The sequence below is a fragment of the Dyadobacter subterraneus genome (assembly GCF_015221875.1).
Classification (GTDB): Bacteria; Bacteroidota; Bacteroidia; order Cytophagales; family Spirosomataceae; genus Dyadobacter; species Dyadobacter subterraneus.
In genome coordinates, this window is the sequence record NZ_JACYGY010000001.1 from 2,203,111 (window position 1) to 2,215,820 (window position 12,710).

The 12,710-nt window shown below is 40.1% G+C and carries 13 protein-coding genes; 6 read left to right on the plus strand and 7 right to left on the minus strand.

The window, feature by feature from the left end; all coding sequences use genetic code 11:
- The 6 genes from IEE83_RS09075 to IEE83_RS09100 form a co-directional block, all read right to left on the minus strand.
- A complete protein-coding gene (locus IEE83_RS09075) occupies positions 1–1,029 on the minus strand; it encodes an IS66 family transposase (RefSeq protein WP_228101742.1) in 1,029 nt (342 codons plus the stop codon).
- Positions 1,030–1,110: 81 nt separating this feature from the next.
- On the minus strand, positions 1,111–1,452 hold the full coding sequence (gene tnpB, locus IEE83_RS09080; protein WP_194120273.1) for an IS66 family insertion sequence element accessory protein TnpB: 342 nt from the start codon (positions 1,450–1,452) through the stop codon (positions 1,111–1,113).
- 1 nt (position 1,453) lies between these two features.
- On the minus strand, positions 1,454–1,762 hold the full coding sequence (gene tnpA / locus IEE83_RS09085; RefSeq protein ID WP_194120274.1) for an IS66 family insertion sequence element accessory protein TnpA: 309 nt from the start codon (positions 1,760–1,762) through the stop codon (positions 1,454–1,456).
- Between the two features lie 618 nt (positions 1,763–2,380).
- Positions 2,381–2,596 (minus strand): hypothetical protein, encoded by a 216-nt coding sequence (locus IEE83_RS09090; protein ID WP_194120275.1) that lies wholly within the window; start codon positions 2,594–2,596, stop codon positions 2,381–2,383.
- A gap of 198 nt (positions 2,597–2,794) precedes the next feature.
- Complete coding sequence (locus tag IEE83_RS09095) at positions 2,795–3,802, minus strand: S1 family peptidase (RefSeq protein ID WP_194120276.1); 1,008 nt, start codon at positions 3,800–3,802, stop codon at positions 2,795–2,797.
- Between the two features lie 1,292 nt (positions 3,803–5,094).
- Positions 5,095–5,343 carry a hypothetical protein gene (locus IEE83_RS09100; RefSeq protein ID WP_194120277.1) on the minus strand — a complete coding sequence of 83 codons (249 nt, stop codon included), beginning with the start codon at positions 5,341–5,343 and terminating at the stop codon, positions 5,095–5,097.
- 434 nt (positions 5,344–5,777) lie between these two features.
- On the opposite strand from IEE83_RS09100, the gene IEE83_RS09105 reads away from it, so the two are divergent.
- From IEE83_RS09105 to IEE83_RS09130, 6 genes are all read left to right on the plus strand, one after another.
- Positions 5,778–6,074 carry a hypothetical protein gene (locus IEE83_RS09105; protein WP_194120278.1) on the plus strand — a complete coding sequence of 99 codons (297 nt, stop codon included), beginning with the start codon at positions 5,778–5,780 and terminating at the stop codon, positions 6,072–6,074.
- Positions 6,071–6,388 carry a hypothetical protein gene (locus IEE83_RS09110; RefSeq protein WP_194120279.1) on the plus strand — a complete coding sequence of 106 codons (318 nt, stop codon included), beginning with the start codon at positions 6,071–6,073 and terminating at the stop codon, positions 6,386–6,388. Before IEE83_RS09105 ends, IEE83_RS09110 begins: the two co-directional genes overlap by 4 nt.
- A gap of 599 nt (positions 6,389–6,987) precedes the next feature.
- The gene (locus tag IEE83_RS09115; protein WP_194120280.1) at positions 6,988–7,284 is read left to right on the plus strand and encodes a helix-turn-helix domain-containing protein; all 297 of its coding nucleotides are present in this window, start codon (positions 6,988–6,990) and stop codon (positions 7,282–7,284) included.
- A gap of 4 nt (positions 7,285–7,288) precedes the next feature.
- Positions 7,289–8,536 carry a type II toxin-antitoxin system HipA family toxin gene (locus tag IEE83_RS09120; RefSeq protein ID WP_194120281.1) on the plus strand — a complete coding sequence of 416 codons (1,248 nt, stop codon included), beginning with the start codon at positions 7,289–7,291 and terminating at the stop codon, positions 8,534–8,536.
- A 71-nt stretch (positions 8,537–8,607) separates the two neighbouring features.
- Positions 8,608–11,577, plus strand: a complete 2,970-nt coding sequence (locus IEE83_RS09125; RefSeq protein ID WP_194120282.1) for a DEAD/DEAH box helicase — start codon at positions 8,608–8,610, stop codon at positions 11,575–11,577.
- 42 nt (positions 11,578–11,619) lie between these two features.
- The gene (locus IEE83_RS09130) at positions 11,620–12,114 is read left to right on the plus strand and encodes a hypothetical protein (RefSeq protein ID WP_194120283.1); all 495 of its coding nucleotides are present in this window, start codon (positions 11,620–11,622) and stop codon (positions 12,112–12,114) included.
- Positions 12,115–12,316: 202 nt separating this feature from the next.
- On the opposite strand, the gene IEE83_RS09135 is transcribed toward IEE83_RS09130, so the two are convergent.
- Positions 12,317–12,700 (minus strand): response regulator, encoded by a 384-nt coding sequence (locus IEE83_RS09135; protein WP_194120284.1) that lies wholly within the window; start codon positions 12,698–12,700, stop codon positions 12,317–12,319.
- Positions 12,701–12,710 lie beyond the last annotated feature (10 nt).

A 12,710-nucleotide genomic window follows, 5' to 3' on the forward strand; every position in this document is an offset into this window, starting at 1 on the left:
CTAATTTGGTAAAAGTAATTCTGGGTTAATTTTCGAGATTTCTGAACTTCTCCCAGTTGTTTGGTAGCAGTCAGGATGATCGCCAAAAAGCTTTTCGTAGACAGAGTATCCATCAACCTGAAGTATACCGGCATACCCTTCCAGCATTTGTTTAGGGCCGCTTTGGTCGCGGCCTTTCCGGTAATCAAACAGCGTCAACTTATCACACGGGGCATTATATATCCATACATAGCCTTGATGGATCCCATTTTTATGGTCTCTATCAAGCACTTTCAACGGCGTCTCATCCAACTGTAAATACTTTTGATTCAGAACCAGGAGTTTTAAAAGCTCCCATAAAGGGGTCAGGTGCTGCCAGCCTTTCATGATCCAGTCAGAGGCTGTGGATGCAGGAACATTTACTCCTAACCGTCTGTACTTGTCAATCTGCCGGTGAAGCGGAAGACCGAAAACATATTTATCCACCACCATTTGAGCAATAACTGCTTCGGAAGGAATGCCTTTTTCGATCACACGGTCGGGAAGTGATGCCGTTATGATGCCTTCACCATTAGCACGGGCATATTTGTAACGGATATAACGCTTTACACGGTCCGTCGTACGGTAGAACTCAGCAGGAATCAGATCCAAAACCTCTGTGACTTCTTCTCCAATTACAGTGCAGCCGGTAACGTCTTCGGTAGGTTCAATAATGATGATCTCACGGCGCAGATTCTCAGGAAGTATCATTCTTCCAGTCCCCTTTTCGCGTTTTTTAGCAGGAGCTTTTTCTTTCACAATGTCAGCCGCTTGCTGTGAAAGTTCTTCTTGCTGCTGCTGACTTGTTCCCAGCTCAAAGAGATCAATCTGGTTTACGTCCGTGTGTACGCTGGCCAATTTCTCATTCTTTTTTCCGAATATATACCGCTTATATTTATCAAGCTCAAAGTTCAGCGCCTGGATTTGTTCATCCTTTTCAGCGACTACCTTTTGATGCGCAGCAAGTGCCTGTTCATAAAGTAATTTATAGTCCGTTGCTGCGTCTTTCATACCTCGAAGATAAGGAATAAAAACTAGCCATACAACGTTATATGGCACTTTTTAATAGAGTTTTCTACATATTTTATTGGCCTAATTTACGTGCTGATACCGTTTTCTGAGGCGGACCGAATCCAGCATTACACCTTGCAGAAGAAGTGTCAACTGCTGGCTGGTGATGGATATATCTTCACCCTTTGGCCATTCGAAAGTGCCTTGTTCCAGCTTTTTGATATACATCGCAAACCCGTCCCGATCCCACTGGAGCAAACGAATCTGATTAAGCCGTTTACCCAGAAAAACGAAAACATCACCACTTGACGGATCAAAGCCCAGTTCATTTCTGACCAAGCCAGCCAGGCTATAGATGCCAAAACGCATATCCGTCGGGCTCCGGTACAAAAAGTACCGGCAACTATGAGGTAAAGCCAGCATATTAAAGAATGAGCTTCTTGATAAAAGATGCGTCAAGAGATCCGAACAGCTCTATACGCGCTCCGGATGGAAAAGTAATGGCGGCCAGTGCCTGTTGGTTTTGCTCAATTAAATCCGCTTGTTGAACTGGTATCTGGCTGAACCCACGGATTGGAATTGCGGCGGTCACATCGTTCCGCCGGAATTTTTTCACCCAGTAATTGAATTTATGGTATCCCATACCATTTTGATTACAAAAAGCCTGTTTGCTTATGCCTTGCGTCTGCCACTGATCGTACAGCTCACGCATTTTTTCTGTCTCATTTTTCATGAAACAAGATTACGAACTATGCGGATCTGTTAAAATATGGTTTTATCGGACGCATACAAAGAAACAGAGTAGTGGTGAGATGTAATAAGATTAATTCTGTAAATAATTCCTGTTGCAACCATTCTGGTTTTAGAAATATCACTAATGTACATCACGATATGAAAATAACATGTAATAGAATAATTTGAAATCGTTCGCAAGTGTTTAGCAACTTGCGAACGATTGTGGTGGCAACTTTACAAATCTCGAACGATTTACTGCCCGATTTGCGTTTAATCGCTGATTTAAACCTACATCAATATCTTAAGAAGAATTTGTGATCTAAAGAATTTTACTGGTAAGGCTTGGTTCGAGTAGCATTGGGTTCACGGCAATCACGTTTACGAGACCCCTCCCGAACAGTTGTCGAAACACTTTTTAGAAGACTTACTGGATATTCCGGAGCAAATTTTAATTCCACCATTTTATCCGATAAAAGCCGTAAAGACCATTTAGCAAAACCTGTTGGTGGGCCGCTGCAACTGAGTGACACCAGTTTTGCTTCTATTTCTTCCTCTATTTTGGGCTCATATATACGGGTAGTCTTCCGGCGTTCCAAAGTTGCTTCAAAACCATCCTCTACAAACTTCTTTTTATCCTGTCAATTGTTTTCATTCCAATACGCAACACATTACTGATTTGTTCATTAGTTACTTTTTGAGAATATTCTCCTTCATCGCTATTCAAGAGAACATACGCTGCTCTAAAAGTCTGTGTGCTATGAGAGCCTTTATTGATAACCTGCATTAACTCTTCAACTTCTGTCTTGGTCAGTTTTATATGATACCGTATCATGAGCCATTTTTTGACTAAGATACAGTCTTTATACGTCATATCACAGTTAACTTAACACTAGTATTGGCTATTACATGTAATCTAACCCAAGGATCCTGATACCATCCAGCAGGCGGCATGAGGTTTCCACACTTTTTGATGCTCTCGTTCTAAAGAACAACATATGCCAAAATTCATCTTATTTAATCTCATGCCTGATCATATTTCACCATTTATAAACGGCCTTATTTTGCTCTTGTCTGTTTCAGATAAGCTATTGTAAAAATCTTTCATTGTAGATTTAATATAAGACATTTTAACTACTCTGATGATCTTAGGGGCATTTTCATTATCGCTCGCTCTTACCATGATCCCTAATAATTGCCCATCTGAGTTAAATACGCCCCCTCCGCTCATACCAGCTATTGCTTGCGCTTCTACAAAAAATTCGGCGCTCGAATTATAAGCAATATCTCCTTCGGCATCTCCGGCACTCTTCAATTTTTGGATGGCTTGCGTAGCTTCTGTATCTGATAATATTTTACCATAAGCAGCTGCCCCATTGGGATAGTTGGTCTTATCCTGAGGATAGCCAACTGCAATTACTTTTTCACCTGCAATAGAGGTATTCCATGTTTGATTTGCTTTTGTACGGTTTTCGGGATCATATAGCTGTAATGTTGCAGAGGTTTTAATAAGTTCAGGATATTTGGGTAACGGTCCTTGCTCAGCCCTTTGATTATCGATGATGCCCAAATAAAAGTCCTCTATAGGTAATAGGGTCTTATTGGTGGCACCAGAAGAAATATTAAAATGCATGAGAGGAAAATCTGCTATCAGCGTATTGCCTAAGGCTATGCTTCCGTTAACTGGAGGAATTTGTGAAGTTTCGAAAATGCCAAGGTTTTCCGATGATAAATCAAAGAATTGGGCATTTCGGGAATTCCATCCAGATATGTTATAAACATGATTAGCACTTATATACAAACCTAAGCCATAATCGTTTTTTCTACTCCATATGGTTTTTGACCCTGCGCCTCGTCTTCCAACGCTTCCCCTTACCTTATTGAGTAGGTTGACCAGATTTTGGTCGTTACCTTTTAGTATTTCCTCAATTTTGGGGACGTGCAGATCACTTCTTGGAACAATTGAATTATTTCGTTTGCATGATTGGAATGATGTTCCAAAGATTACTAATAAAACTGATAATACTGTTTTTGCTTGCATAATTTAATAAGCTTAGAAATGGTAAAAGTATTTGATATGGTTGACTCTCAAATTCCGCCTGTCTTTTTCGTGAATTTTGGTTTCACAAAAATGCTGTTCGCTTTTCTCATAGTAAATCCTGGCAGCTTCCTGAAATTCAAAGAATAAAAAAGGTTTGTCTTTTGTAGACGTCAAAAAACCATAGACTTGAATTACTTATAACAGAAGGGGGCTTCAGATATAGATGTATACCTATTGCCATGGAATAGGCTAAGCAGTTTTTTCAAATTGATATTGCAAGAGATATCTGAAAAAGATTTCCTCTATACTGCTTTGTTCCGGCATGGTCTGGTTTTTAATAAATATTCAGTAAGTATCAAGAAGAACATGTTCCCATTTGCTATTTACTATTTATACAATTCGATTGCTTAAAACGGATTAAATTAAAAGAACGGCGAAAAACCGTCACGACTTTCGTGTAAAGGATTTTCTAGGCCTTCATCCCGGTTGTAAGAACCTAATCCCCTAGCTGGTTACCTCGCTCCTTAATGATTGAACAGGATTCATTAAGGCCGCCTTGATGGTCTGAAAGCTTATCATATAGACATTATGCCTGTAAAAGCAATCAGCTACCACGAAAAGTCAACCTTAGACGCAAACTGACTTAGCCAATCATTCATCAGGTACCAGGATGGGAATGCCGCTTTTCCTTATTTATGAAGAGTCTAAGTGCTCTGAACTAGAGGATTAACCCTTTCAACTTATAATTCGCAATATTCTAATTATAATTTCTTTCGAATAGACAGAATTTTAATCCGATTCGTGGCTTAATTGCACTATCTGGACTGGCTGATTCGTAGCGTATCCAGACTGATACCGGACATGAGTTTGGGTTTTCGTAATCGGATGGAATTGAGTTCTAATTAAATAGCTATCAGCGCTAATTTTAATTTCAAACCCCTCACTACTACGGCCTTTGTCCCAGTTATCGGAGATCACATACCCTTTTATAGTAGCTTCAATTTCACCTGGCTTGATGTCAGTGCCTTTTTTGCAGCCTAGCTGCAAATGCAACAGTACCAGAATAGTAAGTGCTTGTCTCATAAGTGAAAGTCCATTTCTCAATAAGACCCTAAAACTTACGCATTAGTTGGAACACCATTTCTTTGTTGTATAAGTAATTTTATGATAATGGGTTAGATTAAAAGAAAGTACGGCAGAGTTCGCTGCCGCATTTTTTTAGTTAACCCTATACTCTAATTTGTTTCGGCAACATGGCGAAAGTCAGAGACGATTTCTATAAATTTCTTGTGTTATTCTGTGACAATAAGCTTTTGAGGGAATTCTAAACCATTAAAAGCAATGCTGTAAGTGCCCGGGGTCAAATCGTGCTCGCTCGGCGAGCCGAGCGAAAAAATTAGCTGATTTGGAGCGGTACTTTTACAGGAATTGAGGCAGGCTGCATCGGCGTTGGTTAGCGCAGATGCGCCGGTTGCAAGATTTGTAAACATGAGCGTGGTAATGCTGGGATTGGTATACAAAATTTCAACTTGCAAGCTCATTTCAAGTCGCTTCGTTTTTCTTGAAAAAGTGAGATCGCGGACTTCACTGATTACTTTTAGTTTACCGGTTTGGACGATTTGGAGAACATAAGTGGAATTTTCAGATCCGTCAGAAATTCGCAGGGAAATCTCCTTTTCCGCGGTCGGGTTTCCGGTTGGTCATTAGCGAATACCATCGGTATTTTGGTATAAATGAGTTTGAACTGTTCCCACTCGGCAAATGATCCCCTTTTCAGCAAACTATCGTTTATAAAAGTTCAAGATATGACTCAATGAACCTGTCAAAAATCTCAATCACTGGCGTTCTCCATATGCACTTGGACGCCGGTCCCATTGACGTATTTATCTCATGTTAAAAATCAGTATCCGAAAAGCCGAGCTCAATATAGCTCTGGGTCGCACTCAAAGGGCACCATAACAAAGACAAAAAACTCATGATCTTGGATAGTGAGCAGTACCGCTACCAGATTTTTATATCTGATCTGGCAGGGACTGACATCGCCAGTCACGGTAACTCTGTCGAGACGCTGATCGAAAAAATCAGAAGTTTTCTAGTTGTTAATTCCCGGCGTAAGAGTATCGCTAGTGGGGCTTTTATTCATGGACGTTTTCGGCGATTTCTTGCTGAACTTCCAAATCTGTGCGCTGTCAATAATTGGGATCGGGGCAACCTGTCGTTTATTGAATATGGAATCTATGTTACCGAGTGGTTTAAAACTAACCCGATATGATCAATATGAGTAAAACAATGACTGGTCCTCTGCCGAAGTTGACTCTTACAAGCGAGGAGATTAGGGATATGATGGTGCGGATATTTGCGAAGTCCCCGGGCACTTATAACTTTATAAATTTTGTAAGGCAGTTCTCACAAGTCTTAATCGAAAAAAATTTTGGATTCAAAGCGGAACCGAATACTATCTATGACGGTGAGATCATTTTCGGTGACCAAGCCATAGTCCGGGAAATTATTTGGGCCTTGATTATCGAACGGAATCTGACGGTAGTGGGGCTGGTGGTCAGAGCGAACGGCCCATTTTCTCAGTAACTGAACGTGGCAAAACGTATTTTGCTTCCGTCGATCAGACACAGTTGTGAGTCTTTGGGAGTTGCAATCTATTTAGATAAGAAATGATCCCTATGTGAAGGCATTATATTTCGAAGACAAGGATGGGAAACAGAAGGGGTAGGTGGAATAAGCGAGAGATTGCTCTTTTTGCAAGAGATGTGCACCGATTCGACTCCGGCTTGGTTCCCAAAACCAAAGTCGAACCCAAATGGTAATAAAATAGTAGGATAGATGCCTTTAATTGTAATTTATTGTGCTTCTAAAAGCACAAAAGCCCGTCAACTTGCGTTGAGAAGCTTTTGTACCCCTTCCCGAACAGTTGTCGAAACACTTTTTAGAAGATTTAGAAAAAATAGTTAAGCTGATAACATAAACAATTGATATCAGTTACGATTGTAGCTGGTATCTTTTAAATGGTAAAGATGATTTTTCCCTTGTTCGAAAAGACATTTAATCAAGTGTATTATTTCAATTTACAGACGTTGACGTTTTGGGTGGTTAATAAATATTAAATAATCTCAGTAAATGTTGTTTATAATCAACAAATTATTTATTATTGTTGATTATAAACAACATTTATGAGCAATAGAAAACAGATTCTTCTTCCCAAATTTACAAAAATCCTTGAACAGCTGGGTGAGAATATCAAACTGGCACGGAAGAGACGCAAACTTACGACGATACAGGTAGCTGAAAGAGCTGGTATTGACAGGACCACATTATATCATATTGAAAAAGGAAATCCAAGTGTATCATTAGGTGCATATTTCAATGTACTGAGAGTTCTCGGATTACAGGATGATTTTTTGAAACTAGCCGCTGACGATACTTTTGGAAGAAAATTGCAAGATTTGGAATTGATCGGCAAATCATAATAATATGGCAGATAAGACAGACATTTGGGTTTATGCTGACTGGGTAGGAATATCTGGTCCAAAATGCATCGGTATACTGGCTGCCCAGCGAGCAAAAGGAAGAAAATCATTTAGTTTCACATACGATCCTGATTGGATCAAATCAACTGAGCAACTTCTTTTGGACCCGGACATTGCCTGGTTTGGCGGTGCTCAATATCCAAATCAGAAAGAAAATTTCGGCGTATTTCTGGATTCAATGCCAGATACCTGGGGACGTACCCTGATGAAAAGAAGAGCCTCTATTCAGGCCAAAGAAAAAGGTAATCCATCGAAGACATTGTATGACATTGATTTTCTTCTGGGCGTTCATGATGAAAGCCGCATGGGAGCTTTGCGTTTTAAACTTGATCCACAAGGATCTTTTCTTGACAACGATCCTGTGTCTCCCACTCCTCCCTGGACCACTATACGTGAATTGCAACACGGAGCATCCCTGATTGAGTCCAACGAAGACACCGCAGAGGTCAGGAAATGGCTGGCTATGCTGATGGCTCCAGGATCTTCTTTGGGAGGAGCCAGGCCCAAGGCTAATATTGTTGATGAATTGGGACAGCCCTGGATTGCCAAATTTCCTTCAAAAAATGACAGCACCGACAAAGCTGCATGGGAATATCTCGCTTACCAGCTGGCGGTTCATGCAGGTATAGAGATGGCGGAAAGTAAATTGGAGCATGTAGCCGGCAAGTACCATACTTTTTTCACCAAACGTTTTGACCGTGACAGACAGGCGCGAGTCCACTTTGCCTCTGCCATGACAATGACTGGAAAAAATGAAGAACTTATCCGGGACGATGCACCGTCGTATCTGGATATGGTTGAATTTATACAATTTTCCGGAAGTAGTGTAGACGAAGATCTTAGTCAGCTCTGGCGGCGAATGGTGTTTAATATAACAATATCCAATACCGATGATCACCTGAGAAATCACGGATTCATTCTGACTTCCAAAGGGTGGCGTCTGTCTCCCGCTTTTGACATTAATCCATTCATAGATAAAGATGGTCTGGCAATCAACATTGACATGGAAGACAATCAACTTGATATTGAGATAGCAAAACAAGTTGGGGTGTATTTTCGGCTGGGAGAAAAACAGATGGACCAAATCATAGATCAGGTCAAATCATCCGTTTCACAATGGCAAAAACTGGCAGGTGAAATTGGGATTTCAAGAGCTGAACAGACAATGATGGCACCCGCTTTCCGGTTGTAACATTTGGTATTTGTAACGAGAATATTGGCTTCACTGTAAAAAGACGTTGTAATACAAAAAGGAAGATGAATATGGTTCAACAAAAGCTGGATATATTCAAGTCGCTTTTCAAAGGACGCGATGACGTATTTGCCACGTACTGGGAAAAAGATGGCAAAAAGGGGTATGCGCCTAAGTACAGCTATGATCCATATTTGTTCCGTGCTTACAAAAGAAATGGAGGTACTTTTCAAGATTATCCTGATAAATCTCCTGTTAAACTGACGGATGCAGAGCTGTCAAAACATATCAACGGACAACAGCTGATCGGACTATATCCACTACTAACAAATAACTCTTCCTGGTTTATTGCAGCAGACTTTGACGAAATGGATTGGATAGAACAGAGTAGGATGTTTATCAAAGTCTGCACCGATTCTTCTATTCCTGCATATTTAGAACGATCCCGATCCGGAAATGGTGGCCATGTCTGGATTTTCTTTGACCAGCCGTATCCCGCTCATAAAAGCCGGAAGGTTATAATGTCCTTGTTAACAGAATCCGGCACGTTTTCGATCTTTGATAAAAATTCAAGTTTCGACAGGCTATTTCCAAATCAGGACAAGTTAACCGGAAAAGGCTTGGGAAATCTAATTGCTCTTCCATTGTTTCAACCTTCCTTTCAAAAAGGAAACAGTTGTTTTATCAATCCGGACACATTGATTCCTTACACAGATCAGTGGGGATTTTTAAAAGGCATCAAGCGTGTACCCACCGAAAGGCTGGACGAAATCCATTTAAAAGTTACAGGGAGTAATTATGAAGAGACTGGCCAGCACGGAGAATTAACCGTATCATTAGACAGCAAACTTCGTTTAAATAGTGGCGGCGTGACTGTACAACTGAGCAATTTTTTAACAGAAGAGCTAAACATTTTTAACACAGAATTTGCTATTAAAAAGAACAGCGGGAAAACGACCTTCCAAACAAAACGATACTTCAACTTTATAGAGGAATCGGATAATCAATTAATTTTGCCCCGGGGATTCACAGGTAAATTGCTGCGCTTTTGTCTGGATAATAAAATCACCTACAAGTTTCTTGACAAAAGAAAACTCCATAACAGTATAGGGTTTTCTTTTAACGCTGCTGTCAGAGAATATCAGATTTCATCCATACATGCATCCAGCAAAAAGGATATCGGGGTGATTGTTGCGCCTGCCGGCTCGGGTAAAACAGTAATCGCCTTGAAAATAGTAGCTGACAAACGACAACCCACCCTGATAGTTGTTCACCGAAAACAACTGGCTGAGCAGTGGGCTGAAAGAATTGAAGCTTTTATGGGTATTGCGCAAAGAGAAATTGGAAAAATTGGCCAGGGTAAAGTAAGGATTGGCACAAAAATAACCATTGCAACCATTCAAAGTTTGTCAAAAATCGATACCACGGAATTACAGAACGCTTTCGGTCTTATTATTGTGGATGAATGCCACCATATTCCAGCGGAGACATTTTACAATTCACTTAGTAAGCTAAATTCCTATTATTGCTACGGCCTGACTGCTACGCCATTTAGAAAATACACTGATGGGAAACTGATATTCATACATTTAGGAGATGTTATTTCAGAAATTAAAACTGGTGATATCAGCACCAGAAAGCATCCTGAAATCATTATTCGCAATACGGGCCTGGACCTGCCTTACAATCCAAAGACGGATCATTTCGAGACATTGTCAAAAATGCTAGTGCATGATTCGGCAAGAAATAAGCTGATCCTGGCCGATGTGACCAGAGAACTTGATAATGGAAAAAAGGTTGTAATACTTACAGAGCGAAAGGATCATATTGATTCCATGTTTCAGCTCTTGAAAAAATCTTTCGAAACCATTACCCTAAGTGGTGATGATACGGAAAGCAGTCGCATAGCAAAATGGAAAGAGTTGAAATCAGAAAATTACCAGGTACTGCTGACAACCGGACAGTACTTCGGAGAGGGAACCGATCTGCATGATACCCAATGTTTGTTTTTGATTTATCCTTTTTCCTTTGAAGGTAAACTGGTTCAGTATATAGGCCGCGTTCAACGCTCAGAAATTACACCTATTATTTATGATTACCGCGACATTAAGATTGATTACCTGAACCGAATGTTTCTGAAAAGGAATATTCATTACAGAAAACTGGAAATGCAGCGGACACTATTCGACCTGCCAGAAGAAAGGGATTTTGCTATTACGTCTAATGAGGAAAAAACAATTGAGAAAAATGTCAAAGTACCGATTGATACACTTGATTTCCTATACGGAAGTGTCCAGTTTTATTTTCAGCTGCCACATTTAGAGAAGACCATATTATTTGACATTGAGAATTTAAATATCCGTCCCGAGTTCGAGGTATTGAAACCATACTTTGAAAAGATATTAAAATCGAAAAGTATTTCTGTCAACATTAATCTCATCATCGACAATGCAGTGATCATCGCCCAATCGGCCAAATCAGATGATATAAACAAACTTAACAGAGAAGTTATAGAGGGTGTGCGTTTCCGTTTTGTAGAAAAAACCTTTTTTCGGAAAAATGGTCTAATACGCGGTCAGCCTGAACTTCAACAGGAGATAAAATCCGAGCAAGACAACAAGTCACTTTACCCATCCGGTGAGGAATTATTGAATGATGTACTACTAAAAGGTAACTTCCGACATCAAAAGCATCTTCGATATTTATCGGAGCAACACGAAGGGAGTGTATTGAAGGTCCGTTTTGTCTTGAGTCCGTTCGCATTTGTTTTTCTTTTATCAGGTGACCAGCAATATCATGTAATTCTAGAGACCCTCGATACTCAGGAAGCAACTTATCTATGGCACGTTCCGAAGGACATAAAAGAGCTTAAAAATAGCCTTCAAGCCATAGAGCAGGATTTAGGTAAAATTCGTAACGAGGGCAGGCAGGAATTCTTGAAATCAGTTCCATTCAATTTCAGCCGGGTTCTTCATGATTATTCTGATGATCGAAAAGGCTTTATTATCTGGAGAGATGGGCTGGAAGAGCAGTTGATATGATTGCTAGTAATATCAAAATCACAGAATCCTTAAAATTCATTTATGGCTAACTACTGGAAGCAGCCGGGTATACCAAGAAAAGGATGGATATTGCTGGATGTAATCGACATTCGTGAAGATGACCAGTCGGAGAGCGACACTAATTATGAAACCTGTATGATGTGTGGTAATGAAAAAATCAGGTATGTCCATGTCGTCGAACATTCTGAAATGAGCAGCGAATTCCGAGTTGGCTGTAGTTGTGCTGAAAAAATGACCGAGGATTACGTAAATCCAGCAAGACGAGAGAAAGAGATAAGAAATAGATCAAGCAGACTACTGAATTGGACAAAAAAGCAATGGAAGAAGAGTAAGAACGGGACTCACTATTTGAAAATAGAGGAGCGTCTGCTACTCATTTTTCAAGATAAAAAAACAAGTAAATACAAGGTCAAAATTGGCGATACGTTTGGTAAAAAAGCATTTGATAAAATAGAAAAGGCGAAAGTTGCAGTTTTTAAAGGGATCGAATTTTTGAAAGAAAAGGGCAGGTGGTAAGTTGTTTTCAAAGTGCAGAAGTTTAAAAGTCTTTAACTGTATTAATTTGCAAAGACCTTAGCCGGAGTCGAACCAAAATGTGCCTTATTTTCAATTTTAACCGGATGCTAAAACAAAAAATGGCCCTGATTTATCGTCAGTGCCATTTGTACCGGGAACGGAATCGAACCCGTGCCAGCCTTACGACTAACAGGAATTAAATTCAAGCGATTGCCTCCTGTATTTCAACTGCAAGCTGCTCAATAGAATTTTGTTTAACCAAAACTTTCTGGATCATCAGTCCCACTTTATCTTGAATCTCAAAACTGGGCCTTGAACCTGAAAGTATATATATAGGCGTTTTATCGATTCCCGGTATCTGACGAAGCGCCTGAATGCATTCAATCGCATCCATATATGGCATGCTCCAGTCCATGAAAATATAGTCCGGAATGCTTATTACCTGCTTTTTTAAAAAGTCAATTGCATCAGGGCAGTTGAATGCATAATCACAGGTTGCATCCGGATCGGCGATGCGTAAAGCGTCCGCAAAGATGATATGATCATCCTGGTCATCATCGATCAGAAGAAATGCTCGGTTTTTCATATCGCAGACT